The sequence below is a fragment of the Actinomadura sp. CNU-125 genome, assembly GCF_001942465.1.
Taxonomy (GTDB): Bacteria; Actinomycetota; Actinomycetes; order Streptosporangiales; family Streptosporangiaceae; genus Spirillospora.
On record NZ_MKJY01000594.1, the window covers coordinates 1 to 19,640 of the forward strand.

The following is a 19,640-nucleotide window of genomic DNA, read 5'->3' on the forward strand; positions in this document are numbered from 1 at the left end:
CGGCGGCGCGGCGGCGGGGGGCTCGTCCCGTCCGAGGACGAGCAGCGGCCGGACGGCGGCCAGCATCGCCTCGACGCGGGCGGGCGGGTACCCGAGGTCGATCGGCAGGTACGCGGCGCCGGTCTTGAGGACGGCGAGCAGCGCGACGGCGAACGCGTCCGACACGGGGCAGGGCGAGCGCGACCGTCCGTTCCGGACGGGCGCCCGCCGCCGCGAGCCGGTCGGCGAGCGCCTCGGCGCGGCGGTCCAGCTCGGCGTAGGTGAGGGCGGTACCGCCGAACACGACGGCGACCGCGTCGGGGGTGGCCGCGGCCTGCTTCTCGACGAGCCGCGCGACCGTCGTCGCCGTCTCGCGGGCGGTGTCGGGGTGCTCGACGGGCGCGGCGAGCGTGGACAGCCGCCGCGACGGGTCGGCGGTGACGCGGTCGAGCAGCTCGGCGAGATCGTCCAGCAGCCCCGCGACGGTGCCGGGGTCGAACAGGTCGGCGGCGTACGCCGCGAACCCCTCGACCTCCTCGCCGCCTTCCGCGAAGTAGACGTCCAGGTCGAACTTGACGCCGCCGGTCTCGGGCAGGAACGGTTCCGCGCGCACGCCCGGCAGCGCGAGCCGCACGTCGTCGAGCCGCTGGTGGACGATCATCACCTGGAACAGCGGGCTGCGGGCCAGCGACCGTTCCGGCGCGAGCCGCTCCACGACCCGCTCGAACGGGACGTCGGCGCGGGAGAACGCCGCGAGGTCGGCGGCGCGGACCCGCTCCAGCAGCTCGGCGAACGTCGGGTCGCCCGACAGGTCGGTGCGCAGCACGAGCGGATTGACGAACACGCCGACGAGCCCGGCGAGGTCGTCGTCGGAGCGGCCCGCGATGGGCGAGCCGAGCGCGATGTCGTCGCCCGCGCCCGCCCGCCGCAGCAGCGCGGCCACGGCGGCGTGCAGGACCATGAACACGCTGGTGCCGCTCTCGCGCGCGAGCCGTTGCGCCCCGGCGACCGGCAGCCGGAACGGGACGAGCCCGCCGCGGTGACTCGGCTCGGCCGGGCGGGGCCGGTCGAACGGCAGCACGGTCTCCTCCGGCAGCCCGGCGAGCACCCCCTCCCACGCGTCCAGTTGACCGGACGTGTCGGGCGCGGCCTCGCGCTGCCAGGTCGCGTACTCGGCGTACTGGACGGGCAACGGCTCCCAATCCGGGACGTTCCCGGCGACCCTCGCCGCGTAGGCGCGGGCGAGGTCGGCGAGCAGCGGCGTGAACGACCACTCGTCCGCGGCGGCGTGGTGCAGCAGCAGGACGAGCGTCCACGCCTCGTCGCCCGTCCGGATCAGGGTGCCGCGAACGGGCACGTCCGCGCCGAGATCGAACACGTGCGACGCGGCGTCCGCCTCGATCCCCGCGACCCGCTCCGCGCTCTCCCCGCGCGCGTCCACCACCGCGAACCGCACGTCCCCGACACCCGACGAACCACCCACGTCCGAACGCGGGAAACCGGCCGACGCGGCACCCGTGGCCTCGGCGGACCCACCGCCCGACTCGCCACGCGCGTCCTTCGCCGCCGCCGGGACGCCCGGGGCCTCCGCGGCCCCAGCACTCGCCTCGCCATGTGCGTCCGAAGCCGGGAAACCGGCCAGCGCGACGCCCGGGGCCTCGGCGGACCCACCGCCCGACTCGGCGCGCGCGTCCTTCGCCGCCGACGGGACGCCCGGGGCCTGGCCGGCCGTACCCGTGGGTCGGCGTGCGGAGAGCGCGTCGGGGTCGTCGACCTGTGCGGCGCGGACACCGCGTCGCGTGCGGGCAGGGGGCCGGTGGGCGTGTCCGGGGGCAGGACGTGCTGGACGGGCAGGCCGTCGGGGCCCTCGACGAGCAGCGTGCGCAGCGCTTCGTGGCGGGCGACGACGTCGCGGAACGCGGCGTCGAGCGCGGCGGCGTCCACCGGGCCGGTGAGCCGCAGGCCGAGCGGCAGCGCGTACGACGCGGACGGGCCGCGCAGGCGCTCCTCCAGCCACAGGCCGCGCTGCGCGGCGGACGCCGGGACGACCTCGGGGCGGGTCACGTCGCGGACGGCGCGGGCCGTCGGCGGCGGCGAGCGCGGGGCGCGAGCGCGGCGACCGTCGGGGCCTCGAAGACGTCGGCGATGGACAGCGACCGGCCCAGTTCGGCGCGGGCCTTGGCCGCGACGCGGGCGGCGAGCAGGGAGTGCCCGCCGAGCGCGAAGAAATCGTCGTCGATGCCGACCCGGTCGAGGCCGAGGAGTTCGGCGAAGACGGCGCACAGCGCCGCCTCGCGCGGGCGTCGCGCGGCGCGCGGTCCGACACGTCCGCCTCGGGCGCGGGCAGCGCCGCCCGGTCCAGCTTGCCGTTCACCGTGCGGGGCAGCGCCTCCAGCGGGACGAGTGCGGACGGCGCCATGTAGTCGGGCAGCGCCGCGGCGAGCGCCGCGCGCAGGTCGCCGGGGTCGGCGTCGCCGACGTAGTAGCCGACGAGACGGGGTTCGCCCGGCCGGTCCTCGCGGACCACGACGGCCGCCTGCTCCACGCCCGGCCGGGCCGCGAGGACGGCCTGCGCCTCGGCGGGCTCGATCCGGAACCCGCGGATCTTCACCTGGTCGTCGGTGCGGCCGAGGTACTCGATCGAGCCGTCCCGGGCGCGGCGCGCCAGGTCGCCCGTCCGGTACATGCGGGTTCCGGGCGGCCCGAAGGGGTCGGCGACGAACCGTTCGGCGGTCAGGTCGGGCCGGTTCACGTAGCCGCGCGCGAGCTGTTCGCCCGCGAGGTACAGCTCGCCGGGCACGCCGACCGGGACCGGGCGCAGGCGCGCGTCCAGGACGTGCGCGCGGGTGTTGCGGAACGGGACGCCGATGCCGGACGCGGGCAGGTCGGCGGCGGTCGCCCAGATCGTCGCCTCCGTCGGCCCGTACATGTTCGTGGCGAGCGCGGCCGTGCCCGCGAGGGACGCGGCGAGCGCGGGCGGCAGCGCCTCGCGCCGACGAGGACCCGCAGGCCCTCGGTCGCCGCCGGGTCGAGCGTGCCCAGCAGGGACGGCGTGCCCTGCACGATCGTGGCGTCCCGCAGCAGCGCGGCGAGCCGGGCGGGGTCGCGGACGTCGGCGCGGTCGGCGAGCACCACCGTCGCGCCGTCGACCAGCGGCGCGTACAGTTCGAGCGCGGCGATGTCGAACGCGATCGTCGTCACCGCGACGAGCCGGTCGTCCGGCGTGAGGCGGAGCCGGTCGCGGGTGTCGAGGAGGAAGTTCGCGAGGGCGCGGTGCGGGATCGCCACGCCCTTCGGCCGTCCCGTCGACCCGGACGTGTAGATCACGTACGCGAGGTCGTCGCCGCCGACGGGCGCGGGGGCGAACGGCGCGTCGCGCAGGGAGCCGTCGAGGACGAACGGGGCGGTGCCGTCCGGCAGCAGCCCGGCCGTGCCGGGGGTGACGACCGTGCACACCGGACGGGCGTCGCCGAGCATGTACGCGAGCCGCTCGGGCGGGTGTTCGACGTCGAGCGGCAGGTAGGCGGCGCCCGATTTGAGCACGCCCAGCAGGGCCACGACCAGGTCGGGGGTGCGCGGCAGCGCGAGGGCGACGACGGTGCCGGTGTACGGCGCCGCGCTCGCGCAGCGCGGCGGCGAGCGCGGACGACCGCCGGTCCAGTTCGGCGTAGGTGAGGGTGCGTCCCGGGACTCGACGGCGGTCGCGCCGGGCGTCCGGGCGGCTTGGGCGCCGAACATCTCCACGACGTTCGCGTCCGGGGGCGGCGCGTCCGTCGCGTTGGCGGCGTCGATGAGGGCCCGCTCGGCGCCGTCCATCGGCTCCAGCGCGCCGATCGGACGGTCGGGGTCGGCGAGCGCGTCGCCGAGCAGCGTCTCCAGGTGACCGAGGAGCGCGTCGATGCGCGCGTCGTCGAACAGCTCGCGGCGGAACGTCGCCTCGACCGTCATGCCGTGCGGGCGGACGAACGCCTCCAGCGACAGGTCGAAGTGCGTCGTGCCGTTGTGGACGTGCGTCCAGCTCGACGCGACGCCCGGCAGGTCGAGCTCGCCGATCTCCTGGGCGAGGAACAGCAGCATCGTGTCGAAGAACGGGGACCGGCCGCCGGCCCGCGCCGGGCGCAGGTCCCGCACGATCCGGTCGTACGGCGCCGCCTGGTGCGCGAACGCGTCGGCGACCGTCCGTCCCGCCCGCCGCAGCGCCTCCCGGAACGTGGGCTCCCCGGACAGGTCCGTGCGCAGGACCAGCGTGTTGCCGAAGTTGCCGACGAGCCGCTCGACCTCGGCGTGCTCCCGGTTCATCACCGCCGACCCGATGGCGACGTCGTCCGCGCCCGTGTACCGGTGCAGCAGCGTCGCGTACGCGGTGAGCATCACCGTGTACGAGGTGAGGTTCTCCTCGGCGGCGAGCTTGCGCATCCGCTCGGTGACGTCGCGTCGAACGTGCGCGCCCGGCGCCCGCCCCGCTCGGACACGGTCGCGCCGCGCGGCCGGTCGGCGGGCAGGTCGAGCGGCGCGGGCGGCGGGTCGAGCCGCTCCCGCCAGAAGGCCAGGTCGTCCTCGGCGACCGCCCGCCGCTGCTCCCACTCCGCGAAGTCGGCGTACTGGACGTCGAGGGCGGGCAGCCCGTCGGGCTCCCCGGCGGCGACGGCCGCGCCGGTACAGGGCCGACAGGTCGCGCGACAGCGAACCCCACGTCATCCCGTCCCACGCGATGTGGTGCACGACGAGCACCAGCGCGTGCTCGTCCGGACCGAGCCGCAGCAGTTCCAGCCGGATCGGCCGCTCGGTGCGCAGGTCGACGCCCGCGCCGCCAGCTCGGCGGCCCGGGCGTCGCGTCGCCGCACTCGACGGGCGCGAGGTCGAGCGAGTCGTCCTCCGTGACCACCTGCACGGCCTCGACCCCACCCGAACCGGGCACCGCCGTCGCCGGGCCGCTGCCGGACGCCGCCCCGTCCTCCGGACGTCCCGCGCCGTCCGGGCCCGACCCCGCACCCGTCGTGCCGTTCGCAGACGCGTCACCCGCCGAACCGGGCGCGGCCGCCCGGCCGTCCAGACGCCCTGCGCCGTTCGGGCCCGGCCCGGTGCCGTTCGCGGGGGCGGTGGCCGGGTCGTCCGGGGCTTCGCGGTAGAGGGTTCGGAGGATCGCGTGGCGGCGGATGAGGGCGCGGAGGGCCTGCCGGAGGGCGCCGGTGTCGAGGGGGCCGTCCATGCGGACGAGGAGGCAGACGTTGTAGGCGGCGCTGTCCGGGAACGTCCGGTGGTGCAGCCACATGCTCTGCTGCGCGTGGGAAAGGGGGGCGGGTCCGTCGTGACCGCGGGGGGCGAGGCGGTCCGTGCCGGCGCCGAGGCCGGCCTCCGCCATCATCCGCCGCATCAGTTCGCGCCGCCGGGCCGCCGTGTCGGTCTGCTGCTCCTGCACGCTCAACTCTTTCGTGTCGGCTTCACCACCGCCGGTTAGGTTAGCCTTGCCTAGGAAAATCGCACAAGGTTAGCCTTACCTAAGTTTGGGACCCCCCGGCCCGTGAAAGGGAGTTGGCTGCCTTGTCCATCGGTGTCACGTATGAAGAGCCCACGGAAACGGTCGTGGAGAGCGCCGCCGACCCCCTGGCCCTGATGGCCGGGCTGGCCGGATCCGGGCTGTTCGGCGACCACGTGGTCTACGAGCGGCCCGGCTCGTGGACGTTCGCGGGCGGTACGCTCGGCGAGGTCGTCCTGGAGGACGGCGAGGTCCGCACCCGGTGGCCCGGGGCGGAGCCGGTGGCCCGCCCATGGACGGGACGGCCCGCGGACGCGCTGCGCGAGGCGTTCGCGGCGGCGCCGCTGCCGGTGTGGAACGCCTACGGGTGGATCGCGTTCGAATTCGCTGCGGAGCGGCGCGACGATGCTGCTGCGGAGCGGCGCGACGATGCCGCCGCGGAGCGGACGGGCGGGCGGCTCGCGCACCTGGTCGTCCCGCGTGTCGAGGTCCGGGTACAGGACGGGCGCGCGCACATCACCGGCGTGGACGGCGACGAGATCGAGCGGGTGGCGAAGCTGCTCGCGGCGGGCGGGGCGGCGCCGCCCGCGGCGGCGTCCCCGGTGGACGTGCGGACGGGCGGGGACGCGTACCGGGAGAAGGTCGCCCGGCCGTCGCCGACATCGGTGCCGGCCGCTACCAGAAGGTGATCGTTTCCCGGCGGCTAGACATTCCTCACCCCGTGGACACCGTCGCGACGTACGCGCGGGGGCGCGCCGCGAACACTCCCGCGCGGTCGTTCCTGTTCGATCTGGACGGGTTCCAGGCCACCGGGTTCAGCCCCGAGGTGCTCGCGAGCGTCGACGCGGACGGCACCGTGATGACGCAGCCGCTCGCCGGGACGCGCGCGTTCGGCCGCGGCACGGACGCGGACGCGCGGACGCGGCGGGAACTGGAGAGCGACCCGAAGGAGATCTTCGAGCACGCGGTGTCGGTCCGCACGTCGCAGGACGAGCTGACCGCGGTGTGCGCGCCGGGGACCGTCCGGGTCACCGGGTTCATGACGGTGAAGGAGCGGGGCAGCGTGCAGCATCTCGGGTCGAGCGTGAGCGGCGTGCTCGCCCCCGGCCGCACCTGCTGGGACGCGCTCGACGCGCTGTTCCCCGGGGTGACGGCGTCGGGCATCCCGAAGCCGGCGGCGGTCGCGGCGATCGGCGGGCTGGAGGAGCGCCGCGGCCTCTACGCGGGCGCGTCCTCGCGGTGTCGCACGACGGCGGGCTCGACTCGGCGCTCGTCCTGCGCGCCCGCGGGGCAACCGGGACGGGCGGGCGTGGCTGCGGGCGGGCGCGGGCATCGTCAGCGGTTCCACGCCGGAGCGCGAGTACGAGGAGACGTGCGAGAAGCTGTCCAGCATCGCGCCGCACGTCGTGCCGCTCGCCCGGTAGGGCGGAACGCGGCGCGCGGCCCGTCCCCGCCGCGGGGCGGGCGGCGCGCCGCGTCGGTGTCAGGCGAGGCGGGCGGCCAGCTCCTTCTTGCTGATCTTGCCGACGGGGGTGCGGGGGAACGTGTCGACGGTCTCGATCCGGTCGGGGAACTTGTAGGCGGCGAGGCCGCGCCCGCGCAGGAACTCCTTGAGCTCGGTCAGCGTCGGGGCCGTGTCGCGGACGACGAGGAACGCGCACGTCCGCTCCCCCATCATCGGGTCGGGGAGGCCGACGACGGCGGCGTCGTGCACGGCCGGGTGGGCGAGCAGGTGGTTCTCCAGTTCCTCCGCGGAGACCTTGTCGCCGCCGCGGTTGATCTGGTCCTTCTCGCGTCCCTCGACGACCAGGTGGCCGGACGGCAGCCGCCGCACGAGGTCGCCGGTGCGGTAGAAGCCGCCGGGGGCGAACGAGCGCGCGTTGTGCTCGGCGCCCGATAGTAGCCGCGCAGCGTGTAGGGGCCGCGGGTGAGCAGTTCCCCGATCTCGCCGGGCGCGACGTCGGCGCCGTTCTCGTCCACGATCCGGATCTCGTCGGCCGGGGACAGCGGCCGGCCCTGGCTCTGTTCCACGATGTCGCGGGGGTCGTCGAGCCGCGTGTAGTTGAGGAGGCCCTCGGCCATCCCGAACACCTGCTGGACGCGGCAGCCGAGCGTCTCCGGGACCTCGGCGGCGCGTTCGGCGGCGAACTTGGCGCCGCCGACCTGGAGGAGTTCGAGGGACGACACGTCCTCCTCGGCCCACGACACGGCGTCCAGCCACAGCAGCGCGATCGGCGGGACGACCGCGCAGACGGTCGCGCGTTCGCGTTCGATGAGCGGGAACGCCTCGTCCGGTGAGCCCGACGGCGCCAGCACGACGGTGCCGCCCGTCGCGAGCACGCCGAGGATCCCGGGGCAGGCGAGCGCGAAGTTGTGCGCGGCGGGCAGGACCACGAGGTAGACGGTGCCGGGCCCGAACCCGCACACCTTCGCGCTGGCCTCCAGGTTGTAGACGTAGTCGCGGTGCGTCCGCGGGATCAGCTTCGGCAGCCCGGTCGTGCCGCCCGACAGCAGGAAGACGCCGACGTCGGCGGGGGCGGGCCGGTCCGTCTCGACGGGGTCGGCGTCCAGTTCGCGAGCGGGGTGAACTCCTCCGCGTCGCCCTCGATGACGACGTGCTCGACCGGCAGGGTGCGGGCCATGGCGCGGTAGTCGAACGCGCCGTCGCGGTCGGCGGCGGCGTAGGCGCGGGCCCCGGACAGCTCGCACAGGTAGCCGATCTCGCTCTCCCGGTGCGCGGGCAGCGCGAGGACGGGCGCGGCGCCGATCCGCACGAGCGCGAGGAACGTCACGACGAACCCGGCGGAGTTCGGCAGCTGCACGACGACGCGGTCGCCGCGGCGGACGCCGAGCCGCAGCCATCCGGCGGCGGCGCGGTCGGCGGCGCCGGTCCAGTTCGGCGTAGGACAGCCGGTCGTCGCCGGCGACGAGCGCGACGCGGTCCGGGTCGTCGCGCAGGACGTCCGGGTCGAGGACGTCGCCGAGGAGGCGGTCGCCCCAGTACCCCTCGGCGACGTAGCGGTCCGCGAGGTCCTTCGGCCAGGGCGTGAAGCCGTCCGGCGCCGGTTCGGCCGGTCCGGTCGGCGTGGTCGGTCCGGTCGGAGTGGTCGGTCCGGTCAAGGCGGTCACCGCCCGGCGAACTGCGCGTCGCGTCCGGTGGCGGGCGCCCCCGGGACCGGTTCGGCCGGGTCGTCGCCGAGCGCGACGACGCGGTTGGCGCCGTCCACGTGCACGACGCGCGGGCGGTGCCCGTCGCGGTCGGCTTCGGCGACGGCGGCGTAGGTGATGATGATGACCAGGTCGCCGGGCTGCACGATGCGGGCCGCGGCGCCGTTGATCCCGATCACCCCGCTGCCCGCCTCCCCGGTGATGGCGTAGGTGACGAGCCGGGACCCGTTGGTGATGTCGACGACGTGGACCTGTTCGCCCTCCACGATGTCGGCGGCGGCCATCAGCTCGGCGTCGATCGTCAGCGACCCGACGTAGTGCAGGTCCGCCTGTGTCACAGTCGCACGGTGGATCTTTCCGTTCATCAGCACGCGCTGCACGAAATAGCCCTCTTTCTCAAGACCAACTAAGGCTAGGCTTACCTTAGCTATTCCCCCTCCTGAGGAGAACCCCGACGATGCTTCGGGAAAGGGCCAGGCGCCTGGCCATGGACATCAGCCCCCTGCGCGAGAGCAGGCCGTTCCGCGACGTGTTCGTCGCCCGTACCGTCTCGGTCTTCGGCATCGGGATGCTCGCGGTCGCCCTGCCCGTGCAGGTCTACGCCATGACCGGATCGACGGTGCACGTCGGCGCGGTGGCCTCGGCCACCGGATTCGCCCTGCTGGCCGGGTTCCTGTGGGGCGGCGTGCTCGCCGACCGGCACGACCGGCGCAAGCTGATGCTGCGGGCGCGCGTCTTCGCCGGGATCGGGTTCGCGCTGCTGACGCTGAACGCGTTCCTGCCCTCCCCGTCCCTCGCGGCCCTCTACGTGCTCGCCGCGTGGGACGGGCTCGCGACGGGCATCAGCGTCACCGCGCTGCTCGCCGCGCGCCCGCGCTCGTGCGCCCCGACAAGCTCGTCGCGGCGGGCGCGCTGAACGCGCTGACCGTCCGGCTCGGGTCGATGCTGTCGCCCGCCCTGGGCGGCGTGGTGGTGTCGGCGTTCGGCGTCGGCTGGAACTACGCGGCGGCCACGCTCGGCACCCTCGGCACCGTCACCCTGCTGACCCGGCTCCCGGCCCTGCCGCCCGTCGACGAGGGCGAGGCCGCCGAGCAGAACCCGCTGCGCGCCATCTGGTCCGGGCTGCACTTCGTCGCCACCCACCGCGTCGTGGGGTCGCTGATGCTGCTCGGCCTGCTGTTCATGGTGGCGGGCGGCATCCCCGTGCTGATGCCCGCGTTCGCCGAGCACGCCCTGGGCGGCGGGCCCAGCACCGTCGGGCTGCTGTACGCGGGCGCCCGCGTGCGGCGCGGTGCTGGCGTCGGTCACCAGCGGCTGGGCCGGACGGTCGCGGCGCCCCGGTCTCGCGCTGCTGACGGCGTCCGTGGCCGGGTTCGCCGCGCTCGCCTGCCTCGGCTTCGCCCGGCACCCCGCGATCGCCGTCGCGATCCTGTTCGGGTACGGGTTCGTCGCGTCGGTCGAGGAGATCCTCCGGTACGGGCTCATCCAGACGCACACGCCCGCCTCCCATCTCGGCCGGGTCAACGCACTGTGGGCGGCGCAGGAGACGGGCGGCGAGGCCGTCGGGTCGATCGGCGCCGGCGCGCTCGGCCGCTACCTGGCGCCCGGCGCCGCCATCGTCGTGTACGGGACGGCCAGCGCCGTCCTCGCCCTCGCGCTCGCCCTCGCCCTCCCGGGCCTGCGCAGGGCGACGCTGGGCCCGGCGGCCGGCCCGCTCCCCGACGGCGTCGACGGCGCGGGCACGGGGCCCGGGCCGGACGCCCCGATCGACGCCGAGCCCGGGCCCCGCTGATCCCCCACCGCCCGCGTCACCCGAGGCGGGCGGCGATCTCCTCTTCCGACAGCGCCTCGACCTCCAGCCAGATCGCGGCGACCGCCTCCAGACGTCCGGGGGTCTCCTCCAGCTCCGCGAACCGGCGGCACACGCGCGCGACCGTCCGCTCGGCGAACAGCACCCGCACCGGCAGCGCGCCGGTGTCCAGGGCCTCGCGGAGCCGCGCCACGACCGTCGTGGCGAGAACGGAGTCGCCGCCGAGGGCGAAGAAGTCGGCGTCCGCGCCGACGCGTTCCCTCCCCAGCACCTCGGCGCGATCCGGGCCAGCACCCTTTCCAGGGCGGTCTCGGGTTCGGCGTCCGCCGCGTCCGCCCGGCCCGCCTCGGCGGCGGCGGACGCGGCGAGCGCGTCCCGGTCGACCTTCCCGTTGGCGGTGAGGGGCAGCGCGTCCAGCGCGACGAGCAGTTCCGGGACCATGTGCGGCGGCAGCAGCTCCTGGGCGCGCGCGAGGACCGCGTCCCGTCGAGGCCGCCGCCCGGCCCGTCCGGCGAGGACGAGCGCGGCGGCGAGCCGCCCGTCCGCCACGAACGCCACGGCCCGCCCGGCGGACGGGTGGTCGCGCAGCGCGGCCTCGACCTCGCCCAGCTCGATCCGGAACCCGCGGACCTTCACCTGGTGGTCGCGGCGGCCGAGGAACTCGATCGTCCCGTCCGGGCGGTAGCGGGCGAGGTCGCCGGTCCGGTACCAGCGGACGCCGTCGACGGTGACGAACCGGTCGGCCGTCCGCTCCGGGTCGCCCGCGTACCCGTCGGCGACTCCCCCGCCGCCGATCCACAGCTCGCCCGCCGCCCAGTCCGGACGGTCGCGGCCCCGTTCGTCGACGACCCGGCAGGCCGCGCCGCCGAGCGGCACCCCGTAGGGCACGGCGGTCCAGTCGGCCGGGACGTCGCCCGCGACCTCCTGGACGGTGGAGTGGATCGCGGTCTCGGTCGTCCCGCCGAGCGCGACGAACCGGGCGTCCGGGGCCGTCTCGCGCAGCAGCGCGGGCAGGTGCGTCCCGACCCAGTCGCCGCCGAGCAGCACCAGCCGCAGCGTGGGAACGGGCCCCGCGCGCAGCAGCATCTCGAGCACCGACGGCACGCAGTTCAGCACGGTCACCGACCACCGGCGGGCCAGCTCGGCCCAGCGGACGGGGTCGCGCCGCTCGTCGTCGCGCGGCACGGCGACCGCGCCGCCCGCCGTCCACGCGGCGAACAGGTCGAACACCGACAGGTCGAAGTCGAGGGCGGAGATCGCGAGCGCGACGTCGTCCGCGGCGATGCCGAAGCGCTCGACGAGGTCGCCGATGGTGTTCATCGCGGCGCCGTGCGACACCTCGACGCCCTTCGGCTCGCCGGTCGACCCGGACGTGAACAGGACGTAGGCGACCTGCTCCGGCCGCACGGCGACCGGCTCGGCGAGGGGTTCGGCGGCGCCGATCCGGTCGCCGCCGATGACCGCGACGCCCCCGGCGCGTGCGCCGTCGCGTCCGGACTCGGCCAGCGCCGCGGCGACGCGGGCGGTCGCGCGGATCCGGTCGCGGCGGGCGGGCGGCTGGTCCGGTCCGATCGGGACGTACGCGGCGCCCGCGGCCAGCACGCCGAGGGCGGCGGCGGCCTGGTCCGGCCCCTTCGCAAGCTCGATCGAGACCCGGTCGCCGGGACGGACGCCTTCGCCGACGAGGGCGGACGCCGTGCGCAGTGCGCGGTCGCGAGCTCGGCGTAGGTGAGCGTGCGGGTCGTCGCCCCAGTGCAGGGCGGGCGCGTCGGGGGTGCGGCGCGCGTGCTCGAAGAAACCGCGCGCGAGCGTCGACGGCGGAGGCGGCGGGGTCGAGTTGAGGCGGTGCCGGAGGGCCAGGCGTTCGGGCGTCGCGCCGACGCCGAGCGGCTCGTCCCAGTCCGCGCCGGACGTTCCGAGGCGCGTGATCGCGGACGTGTAGGCGTCGAACATCGCCTCCGCGACCCCGTCGGGGAATGCGGGCACCCGCACGTCCCAGTTGAGGAGCAGCCCGCCGGAGACCTCGGTGACCTGGGCGTCCAGGAGCACCTGCGGTCCCTGCGAGATGATCCACGCGGGTTCGCCGAAGCGTTCGCGGACCGCGTCGCCGAACAGCTCGCCGAGGTTGAGTGCGCTCGTGTACACGACCGGCGCGAGCACCTGCTCGCCGCGCGCGCGGGACAGGTCGCGCAGCACCTCCAGGCCGGAGTAGTCGCTGTGCGCGCCCGCGGTGTGCAGGGTGGACTGGAGGGCGCGGGCGCGGTCGAGGAACGTCAGGTCCTCGGTGAGGTCGACTTCGAGCATGATCGAGCCGGTGAAGTCGCCGACGACGGCGTCCACGTCGGGGTGGACGGGCTCGCGGTGGAACAGCGGGAGGTTCAGCAGGAACCGGGGCGTCGCCGACCACGCGCCGATGACCTCGGCGAACACCGCCGCGAGCGCCATGGCCGGGGTGACTCCGGCGGCGTGCGCGCGGGCGAGGAACCGCTCCTTGTCGGGCGGCGACAGCCAGTGGTGCCTGCGCTCGACGCGGTCGCCGGGCTCGGGCACGACCGGCGGTTCGGGCGGGCCGGGCAGGTCGGCGAGGCGTCCCGCCCACCACTCGCGGTCGCGTTCGCGGGCCGCGGCGCGCGGGTCGTCGGCGAGGTAGCGGGCGTAGCCGTAGCGGATCGGGGCGAGCGTCTCGCCCGCGTACAGCGCGGCGAGGTCGGCGAGCATGACGCGGTAGCTCATCGCGTCGGCGGCGACCATGTCGACGTCGAGGTGCAGGCGGGCCGTCCCGTCCGGCAGGAGGCTGAGCCGGGCGTCGAACACGCGGCCGTCCTCGATCGGGAGCCGCTGCCGCGACATCTCCGCCCGGACGCGTTCGAGTTCGCCGTCCGCGTCCGGGGCGTCCCGCAGGTCGTGGACCGTGACGGCGGGCTCGGGACGTTCGGGCAGGACGCGCTGCGTCCCGTCGTCGAGGACGGCGACGCGCAGCATCGGGTGCCGCCGCGCGAGGGCCCGGACGGCGTCCTCGAACCGGCCGGGGTCGACGGCGCGGCCGTCCAGCTCGACGTACAGGTGGGCGGCGACGGAGCCGAGCGCCTGCCCGGAGTCGCGGCCGATCCAGTAGGCGTGCTGCATGAGGCCCAGCGGGAACGGGTCGGCGGGCTCGATCTCCGCGGGCTCGATCTCCGCGGGGTCGATCTCCGCGGGCCCGACGTCGCCGGGCGGGGGCTCGCTCTCGGCCTGGCCGCGTTCGACGAGCAGGTCCCACCATTGGCCGAGGGTGGGGCGCTCGGCCAGCTCGGCGAAGCGGATCTCGACGCCCCGGCGGCGCAGCCGGCCGGTCAGCTGCATGAGCCGGATCGAGTCCATGCCCAGCTCGATGAGGTTGTCGCCGTCCGCGGCGGATTCGCCGAGAACGTCCGCCAGCAGGGTGTGCAGCTCTTCCCGGGTCAGCACGGAACTCCCCTCGATTTAGGTAAGCCTAACCTAATTGAGGGGGGTCCGGGCGTCAACGCCCGTCAGCCCACGCCCTTGCGTCCCGACGTCGACAACAGCCAGGCCAGATAGACGCCGCCCAGGACGCCCGTCACGACCCCCACCGGGATCGCGACCGGCAGGTGCAGCGAAATGAGATCACTGATAGCCAGCAGAGCCGCACCGGTCAGCGCCGCCGGGAACAGCTGCGCCCCGGCGCGGCGGGTCAGCCGCCTGGCGAGCTGCGGCGCGGCCAGCGCGACGAACAGGGACGGGCCCGGCCGCGGCGGTCGCCGCCGCGACCAGCCCGACGCCCGCGACCACCAGCAGCAGCCGCGTGCGCTGCACCCGCACACCGAGCGCCTGCGCCGCGTCGTCCCCCAGCTCCCCCATGCCCAGGCTCCGCGACAGCAGCAGCGCGGCCGGGACGAGCACGGCCAGCGCGATCGCGAGCGGCACCGCCTGGTCCCAGTCGCGCCCGTTCAGGCTGCCGGTGAGCCAGAACGCCGCCTCGTACGCCTCCACCAGCTCGGCCCGCGTGATCAGGTACGAGTTCAGCGCCTGCAGCATCGCCGCCGCGGCGACGCCGATCAGCACGAGCCGGATACCGGCCACCCCGCCGCCGCGCCGGTAGGCGACCAGGTAAACGGCGAGGGCGGTCAGCACCGCCCCGCCCGCCGAACTCGCCGTGACGGCGACCGCGCCGCCGCCGAACACCAGGATCTGCAGCAGCGCGCCGGTCGCCGAACCGGTCGTGAACCCGATGAGGTCGGGACTGCCGAGCGGGTTGCGCGACATGCTCTGGAAGATCGCGCCGCTGAGGCCGAGCGCGAGGCCGACCAGCAGCCCGGTCACCGCGCGCGCAGCCGCAGCGTCTGCACGATGAACTCGGTCGCGCGGTCGCCCTGCCCCACGACGGCCGCCACCACGTCCGGCGGGGAGATGGGGAAGTCGCCGGAGCCGACGACGAGCACCGCCGCGCCCGCCGCGAGCAGCGCGAGCGTCCCGCACACCACGGCGACGCGCGGCTCCCACCGCACCGACACCGCGCCCACCCGCACGACACGGCTCGTCATCGCCTTGCCCGTCACAGTTCCCGCGTCCTTCCCCGCCGCACCATCACGATGAACAACGGCGCCCCGACGAACGCCGTGACGATCCCCGTCTCCAGTTCGCCCGGCGCGACGATCCGTCCGGCGATGTCCGCCCACAGCAGCAGGACGGGCGCCAGCAACAGCGAGAACGGCACCACCCAGCGCAGGTCGGGCCCGACGATCGCCCGCACGATGAACGGGACCGCCAGCCCCAGGAACACGATCGGCCCCGCCGCCGCGGTCGCCGCCCCGCACAGCAGGACGATCGTGAGCGCGCCGAGCGCGCGCGTCCGCCCGGGCTTCGCGCCGAGCGCCTTGCCCGCGTCGTCGCCGAGGCCCAGCGCGTTCATGGGGCGGGCCAGCACGATCGCCAGCGCCGTCCCGACGACGACGAACGGCAGCACGCGCCAGAAGATGCCGAGGTCGCGCCCCGCGAGATACCCGACCTGCCAGAACCGGAAGCCGTTGAAGCTCTGCGGGCTGAGCAGCATCAACCCCGCGGTGAGCGCGCTGAACACCGCGTTGACCGCGGCACCCGCGAGGACGAGCCGGGCGGGCGACGCCCCGCCGCGCCCGCGCGCCCCGATCGCGTACACCAGCGCCGCCGCGCCCGCCGCGCCCGCGAACGCCGCCCACACGTACACCAGGACCTCGTCCACGTCGAAGAACCCGATGACGATGACGACCGCGAGGGCCGCACCCCCGTTGACGCCGAGCAGCCCCGGTTCGGCGAGCGGGTTGCGGGTGAGCGCCTGCATCACCGCCCCGGCGAGCCCCAGCGCGATCCCCACCACGATGCCGAGCATCGTGCGGGGCAACCGCAGCTCGTGGACGATCAGCGAATGCTGCGACCCGTCCGGGGACAGCACCGACGCCAGCACCTCGCCGAACGGAACCGATTCGGCCGGGCCGATGGCGAAACTGGCGAGGACCGTCAGCAGCAGCGCGGCCGCGAGCAGCAGCAGGCCGCCCCAGCGGCCCGCGCGGCGCGGCACGGCCGCCCGCGGCGGCGGCTCCGCGGGGGGCGAATTCCGCACGGATGACAACACAAAGGGAGGTTAGCCTAAGCTAAGCCCCGCATGAAGAGCGGCCGCTCAGCCGATCGTCGCCTCGTGGTTCGGGTGCGCGAGGAGCCAGGCCCAGATTTCCGTCGGGTCGTCGGCTCGGTGTTCGGCTCCGCAGTGGCAGATGCCGGTCAGGTCGTCCGTGCCCGGGGACCACTCGACCCGCAGCAGGCCGTTTTTCTGGCCGGTCATCGTGCGGTCAGTTTCTGCAGCATGCGGCGGGCGGCGAGGCCGCCGGTGTCGATGTTGATCGACAGTTCCTGGTAGCCCGCGGGCTCGCTCGCGATGACCTTCTCGAGCTTGTTCAGTGCCACGACGTCCTGCAGGACGACCGTGCGGTTGCTGTCGTGCAGGAACGTCGACACCTCCGCGTCGTCGAGGGCGAAATCGCGGGCGACCCACCAGAAGTCGTGCGTGGTCGTGTCGGTCTCCGGGACGATCGCGTAGCCGACCTCGACGTGGAAGGCGTTCGAGTCGTCGCCGTCCGGGGCCGGTTCGACGCCCGTGGGCGCGATGCGGCTGTGCAGGAGGTAGAAGCCGGGCGGGTGGAACTCGATGTCCTGCCACCGGTCGATGCGCCCGTCGATTCCGGTCGACTGCGAGTAGAACGGCGGGCATTCCACGTCCTTCATGCGGCGGCTGACGTAGACGACGCCCGTCTCCTCGTCGGCCTCCGTGGTGATCGGCGTCTGCGCGACCTCGGGGGTGCCGATGTATCCGGCGTGCAGGTACGTCTCGTGGGAGAGGTCGAGGAGGTTGTCGACGAGCAACTCGTAGCGGGCGGCGAGGGGCTCCATGCCGCGGACGGTCGTGTAGGTCTCCAGCCAGGGGGCGCGCGGGATCGCGGTCGCGTCCCCGGTGCCGTCGCCGATCCACACCCAGACGAGGGTGTCCTGCTCGACGACCTGGTAGGCGGGGACGCGCGCGGTGCGGGGGACGCGGGTCTGTCCGGGGACGGCGACGCACGATCCGTCCGGGTCGTAGGTGAAGCCGTGGTAGCCGCAGACGATGCGGTCGCCGTCCCGGTTGCTCTCCGACAGCGGGAAGCGGCGGTGGACGCAGCGGTCCGCGAGGGCGACGGCCGCGCCCGCGCGCGTCCGGTACATGACGAGCGGCTCGCCGCAGATCGTGCGGGCGAGCAGGCCGTCGCCGATCTCCTCGCCGTAGGCGGCGACGTACCACTGGTTGCGGGCGAAGACCATGGGCGCTCCTCGGATCGGGGTGTGACGAGCATCTCGTCGTGGCCCCGGCCGTCCAAGGCGGCTTCCGTTCGACGGAAGAACCGCGTCAGCGGTCGTGCAGCGCGGTCGCGGGGGGACGGACGGCGCGGGGCGCGCCGAGCACCCGGGAGATGCCGCGGGCGCTCGCGCGGACGACGGGGGTCAGCGACCGCGCGTCCCAGCCGGTGTTCGGGACGACGATCGCGACGGCCGCGACGACCGTGTCGTCCGGTCCGAAGACGGGGGCGCCGACGGAGAGCGCGAACGACTCGACCTGCCCGTCGCTGACCGCGACGCCGGTGCGGCGGACCTCGGCCAGGGCGCGGCGCAGCGCTCCGCCGGACGCGATCGTCCGGTCGGTGAACCGGCGCAGCGGCGCGGCTATCGCGCGTTCCTGCAGGTCGCGGTCCGAGTAGGCGAGCATGGCGAGGCCGACGCCGGTGGCGTGCGCGGGCCACCGGCCGCCGACGCGGGAGAAGACGTGGACGGCGTCGCGGGCGGAGATCCGCTCGATGTAGACGACGTCGAGGCCGTCGAGGACGGCGAGGTGGACGTTCTCGTGGGTGGCCTCGTAGAGGTCTTCGAGGAACGGCATCGCCGCCTCGCGGAGCGCGGGGCCGCGCGGGGCGAGCGCGGCGACCTCGAAGAGCCGCAGCCCGATCCGGTACAGCCCGGCGGTGTCGCGTTCCAGCGCGCCCCAGCGGGTCAGCTCGGCGACGAGGCGGTGGGCGGTGGACAGCGGCTGCCCGGCGCGGTGCGCGATCTGGGTGATGGACAGGGCGGGTCGCTCCGCCGAGAACGCGCCCAGGATGTCCAGTACCCGCCGTGTCACCGGGGGCCGTCCGCCCGTCATGGTCCGCCGTGCTCCTCCCGCAGTCTCGCCTTGAGGATCTTGCCTGCGGCGTTGCGGGGCAACTCGGCGACCGGGACCGCCGACTTGGGGATCTTGTAGCGGGCGAGCCGGCCGTCGAGCCGGGCGAGGAGGGCCGGGCCGGTCAGCCCGGAGCCGGGGCGCGGGACGAACAGGGCGCGGCCGGCCTCGCCCCACGTCTCGTCCGGGACGCCGATCACGGCGCACTCCAGGACGTCGGGGTCGGCGAGGATCGCGTGCTCGACCTCGGCCGGGTAGACGTTCTCCCCGCCCGAGATGATCATGTCCTTGATGCGGTCGACGATGTAGGCGTAGCCGTCGTCGTCGAGGCGGGCGGCGTCGCCGCTGCGGAACCAGCCGCCGGTGAAGACGGCGGCGGTCGCGTCGGGGCGGCCCCAGTAGCCGGGCATCACGTGCGGTCCGCGGACGACGACCTCGCCGGTCTCCCCCGGCGGCACGTCCGTCATGTCGGGGGCGACGACCCGGACGTCGCTGAAGAAGTGCGGCACGCCCGCCGACCCGGCCTTGGACGTCGCGTGCGCGGCGTCGAGGAACAGCGTGCCGGGCGCGGCCTCGGTCATCCCGTATCCCTGCAGGAACGTCAGCCCGCGCTTCTGGTAGGTATCGATGAGCGACGGCGGCACGGGCGCGCCGCCGCAGGTCAGGATGCGCAGGGACGACAGGTCGGCGCCGTCCCAGCCGGGTTCGCGGGCGACGCGCTGGAACATGGTCGGCACCCCGAACATGAACGTGACGCGGTGCTCGGCGATCAGGTCGAGGGTGGCGGCGGGGTCGAACGCGGGGACGAGCACGCACGCGCCGCCCTTCAGCAGCACGGGCAGCGTGAGCATGTTGAGCCCGGCGGTGTGGAACAGCGGCGCGGACACCAGCGCCGTGTCGCCCGCGACGAGGTCGTGGTCGATGAGGACGTTGATCGCGTTCCAGGTGATGTTGCCGTGGGTGAGCGTCGCGCCCTTCGCGGCCCCGGTCGTCCCGGACGTGTACATGATCATGCACGGGTCGTCGAGCGAGACCGGGACGTCGAGGGGCGCGGCCCGGTCGCACAGCCGCTCGTACCCGTGCGCCCACCGGGACGGGCCGTCCAGCGCGACGTGCTCGCGGACGGGGACGCGATCGCGGACGCCGTCCACGAGGTCGGCGTGCGACGGGGCGTGCACGAGCACCGAGACCCCGGAGTCGGCGAGCTGGTGGACGATCTCCGGGCCGGCGAGCCGGGTGTTGAGCGGGACGAACACGGCGCCGAGCATCCCGGCGGCGAACAGCGTCTCCAGGAACGCCGGATGGTTCGGCCCCAGGTAGCGACGCGGTCGCCGCGCCGGACGGCCGAGGCGCGCAGCCCGTGCGCGAGGCGGGACACGCGCGCGAGCAGGTCCGCGTAGGTGAGCGTCCGCCCGTCGTGGACGAGCGCGGCGGCGTCCGGCGTCTTGCGGGCGCGGCGGGCGGGCCAGGAGCCGAGTCCTTCGTTGCGCATG

General features: G+C 75.2%; 17 protein-coding genes and 9 pseudogenes. 6 read left to right on the top strand and 20 right to left on the bottom strand.

All coding sequences use genetic code 11. The features are described from left to right. The 3 genes from BJF79_RS68120 to BJF79_RS68130 form a co-directional block, all read right to left on the bottom strand. Window positions 1–1,423 (bottom strand): condensation domain-containing protein (locus tag BJF79_RS68120; RefSeq protein ID WP_410050234.1); only part of this gene is annotated, 1,423 nt, incomplete at its 3' end. Beyond that, window positions 1,315–2,043: a condensation domain-containing protein gene (locus BJF79_RS68125; RefSeq protein WP_075907316.1), complete on the bottom strand. Its 729-nt coding sequence runs from the start codon at window positions 2,041–2,043 to the stop codon at window positions 1,315–1,317. The genes BJF79_RS68120 and BJF79_RS68125, both read right to left, overlap by 109 nt. After that, window positions 2,040–2,264, bottom strand: coding sequence for a phosphopantetheine-binding protein (locus tag BJF79_RS68130; protein ID WP_083734816.1), 225 nt, complete (start codon window positions 2,262–2,264; stop codon window positions 2,040–2,042). Before BJF79_RS68130 ends, BJF79_RS68125 begins: the two co-directional genes overlap by 4 nt. Between BJF79_RS68130 and BJF79_RS68135 the strand changes: the two genes are divergently transcribed. Next, window positions 2,187–2,402, top strand: coding sequence for a hypothetical protein (locus tag BJF79_RS68135; protein ID WP_075907317.1), 216 nt, complete (start codon window positions 2,187–2,189; stop codon window positions 2,400–2,402). The genes BJF79_RS68130 and BJF79_RS68135 overlap by 78 nt on opposite strands. On the opposite strand, the pseudogene BJF79_RS68140 reads toward BJF79_RS68135, so the two are convergent. The 3 pseudogenes from BJF79_RS68140 to BJF79_RS68145 all read right to left on the bottom strand — a co-directional run. Next, window positions 2,402–2,908 (bottom strand): annotated as a pseudogene (locus BJF79_RS68140) (AMP-binding protein); the annotation flags it as partial. The gene BJF79_RS68135 and the pseudogene BJF79_RS68140 sit on opposite strands and share 1 nt — an antisense overlap. Before the next feature lie 131 nt (window positions 2,909–3,039). Further along, window positions 3,040–4,677 (bottom strand): annotated as a pseudogene (locus BJF79_RS48365) (condensation domain-containing protein); the annotation flags it as partial. A 430-nt stretch (window positions 4,678–5,107) separates the two neighbouring features. Next, window positions 5,108–5,353 (bottom strand): annotated as a pseudogene (locus BJF79_RS68145) (condensation domain-containing protein); the annotation flags it as partial. Window positions 5,354–5,562: 209 nt separating this feature from the next. On the opposite strand from BJF79_RS68145, the gene BJF79_RS64905 reads away from it, so the two are divergent. The 3 genes and pseudogenes from BJF79_RS64905 to BJF79_RS68155 all read left to right on the top strand — a co-directional run. Then, on the top strand, window positions 5,563–6,144 hold the full coding sequence (locus BJF79_RS64905; protein WP_262403663.1) for a hypothetical protein: 582 nt from the start codon (window positions 5,563–5,565) through the stop codon (window positions 6,142–6,144). Continuing rightward, a pseudogene (locus BJF79_RS68150) lies at window positions 6,141–6,632 on the top strand (chorismate-binding protein); the annotation flags it as partial. The gene BJF79_RS64905 and the pseudogene BJF79_RS68150, both read left to right, overlap by 4 nt. Before the next feature lie 133 nt (window positions 6,633–6,765). After that, window positions 6,766–6,879 (top strand): annotated as a pseudogene (locus BJF79_RS68155) (chorismate-binding protein); the annotation flags it as partial. A 59-nt stretch (window positions 6,880–6,938) separates the two neighbouring features. On the opposite strand, the gene BJF79_RS66260 reads toward BJF79_RS68155, so the two are convergent. The 3 genes and pseudogenes from BJF79_RS66260 to panD form a co-directional block, all read right to left on the bottom strand. Continuing rightward, window positions 6,939–7,169 (bottom strand): AMP-binding enzyme, encoded by a 231-nt coding sequence (locus tag BJF79_RS66260; RefSeq protein ID WP_316043581.1) that lies wholly within the window; start codon window positions 7,167–7,169, stop codon window positions 6,939–6,941. Beyond that, a pseudogene (locus tag BJF79_RS66265) lies at window positions 7,130–8,277 on the bottom strand (AMP-binding protein). The gene BJF79_RS66260 and the pseudogene BJF79_RS66265 overlap by 40 nt, the downstream one beginning before the upstream one ends. 303 nt (window positions 8,278–8,580) lie before the next feature. Further along, a complete protein-coding gene (panD, locus tag BJF79_RS48385) occupies window positions 8,581–8,988 on the bottom strand; it encodes an aspartate 1-decarboxylase (protein ID WP_410050235.1) in 408 nt (135 codons plus the stop codon). A gap of 122 nt (window positions 8,989–9,110) precedes the next feature. On the opposite strand from panD, the gene BJF79_RS64920 reads away from it, so the two are divergent. Continuing rightward, window positions 9,111–9,539 carry an MFS transporter gene (locus tag BJF79_RS64920; RefSeq protein ID WP_075907320.1) on the top strand — a complete coding sequence of 143 codons (429 nt, stop codon included), beginning with the start codon at window positions 9,111–9,113 and terminating at the stop codon, window positions 9,537–9,539. Next, window positions 9,503–9,841, top strand: a pseudogene (locus BJF79_RS68160) (MFS transporter); the annotation flags it as partial. The gene BJF79_RS64920 and the pseudogene BJF79_RS68160, both read left to right, overlap by 37 nt. A gap of 590 nt (window positions 9,842–10,431) precedes the next feature. On the opposite strand, the gene BJF79_RS64925 reads toward BJF79_RS68160, so the two are convergent. The 11 genes and pseudogenes from BJF79_RS64925 to BJF79_RS68170 form a co-directional block, all read right to left on the bottom strand. Beyond that, a complete protein-coding gene (locus BJF79_RS64925; protein WP_262403675.1) occupies window positions 10,432–10,704 on the bottom strand; it encodes a phosphopantetheine-binding protein in 273 nt (90 codons plus the stop codon). A 173-nt stretch (window positions 10,705–10,877) separates the two neighbouring features. Next, window positions 10,878–13,880 (bottom strand): annotated as a pseudogene (locus tag BJF79_RS48405) (amino acid adenylation domain-containing protein); the annotation flags it as partial. 62 nt (window positions 13,881–13,942) lie between these two features. After that, entirely contained in the window at window positions 13,943–14,167 is a 225-nt protein-coding gene (locus BJF79_RS64930; protein WP_262403676.1) for an iron chelate uptake ABC transporter family permease subunit, read from the bottom strand. After that, on the bottom strand, window positions 14,058–14,753 hold the full coding sequence (locus tag BJF79_RS48410; protein ID WP_262403664.1) for a FecCD family ABC transporter permease: 696 nt from the start codon (window positions 14,751–14,753) through the stop codon (window positions 14,058–14,060). Before BJF79_RS48410 ends, BJF79_RS64930 begins: the two co-directional genes overlap by 110 nt. Beyond that, window positions 14,750–14,989, bottom strand: a complete 240-nt coding sequence (locus BJF79_RS64935) for a hypothetical protein (protein ID WP_262403665.1) — start codon at window positions 14,987–14,989, stop codon at window positions 14,750–14,752. Before BJF79_RS64935 ends, BJF79_RS48410 begins: the two co-directional genes overlap by 4 nt. After that, window positions 14,986–16,029 carry a FecCD family ABC transporter permease gene (locus tag BJF79_RS48415; protein ID WP_262403666.1) on the bottom strand — a complete coding sequence of 348 codons (1,044 nt, stop codon included), beginning with the start codon at window positions 16,027–16,029 and terminating at the stop codon, window positions 14,986–14,988. Before BJF79_RS48415 ends, BJF79_RS64935 begins: the two co-directional genes overlap by 4 nt. 57 nt (window positions 16,030–16,086) lie before the next feature. Next, window positions 16,087–16,248, bottom strand: coding sequence for a hypothetical protein (locus tag BJF79_RS57720; RefSeq protein WP_187357163.1), 162 nt, complete (start codon window positions 16,246–16,248; stop codon window positions 16,087–16,089). Further along, the gene (locus BJF79_RS48420; protein ID WP_075907322.1) at window positions 16,245–17,258 is read right to left on the bottom strand and encodes an aromatic ring-hydroxylating dioxygenase subunit alpha; all 1,014 of its coding nucleotides are present in this window, start codon (window positions 17,256–17,258) and stop codon (window positions 16,245–16,247) included. The genes BJF79_RS57720 and BJF79_RS48420 overlap by 4 nt, the downstream gene beginning before the upstream one ends. Window positions 17,259–17,343: 85 nt before the next feature. Further along, window positions 17,344–18,108 (bottom strand): IclR family transcriptional regulator, encoded by a 765-nt coding sequence (locus tag BJF79_RS48425; protein ID WP_262403667.1) that lies wholly within the window; start codon window positions 18,106–18,108, stop codon window positions 17,344–17,346. A 17-nt stretch (window positions 18,109–18,125) separates the two neighbouring features. Next, complete coding sequence (locus tag BJF79_RS68165) at window positions 18,126–18,614, bottom strand: AMP-binding enzyme (RefSeq protein WP_410050236.1); 489 nt, start codon at window positions 18,612–18,614, stop codon at window positions 18,126–18,128. After that, a pseudogene (locus tag BJF79_RS68170) lies at window positions 18,603–19,639 on the bottom strand (AMP-binding protein); the annotation flags it as partial. The pseudogene BJF79_RS68170 and the gene BJF79_RS68165, both read right to left, overlap by 12 nt. Between the last annotated feature and the right edge of the window lies 1 nt (window position 19,640).

What these genes read in the sequence shown, in the direction of transcription:
- panD (WP_410050235.1), bottom strand. Translation starts at nt 8,988, where the DNA reads ATGAACGGAAAGATCCACCGTGCGACTGTGACACAGGCGGACCTGCAC.
- BJF79_RS64920 (WP_075907320.1), top strand. Translation starts at nt 9,111, where the DNA reads ATGGACATCAGCCCCCTGCGCGAGAGCAGGCCGTTCCGCGACGTGTTC.
- BJF79_RS68165 (WP_410050236.1), bottom strand. Translation starts at nt 18,614, where the DNA reads ATGACGGACGTGCCGCCGGGGGAGACCGGCGAGGTCGTCGTCCGCGGA.
- BJF79_RS57720 (WP_187357163.1), bottom strand. Translation starts at nt 16,248, where the DNA reads ATGACCGGCCAGAAAAACGGCCTGCTGCGGGTCGAGTGGTCCCCGGGC.
- BJF79_RS48420 (WP_075907322.1), bottom strand. Translation starts at nt 17,258, where the DNA reads ATGGTCTTCGCCCGCAACCAGTGGTACGTCGCCGCCTACGGCGAGGAG.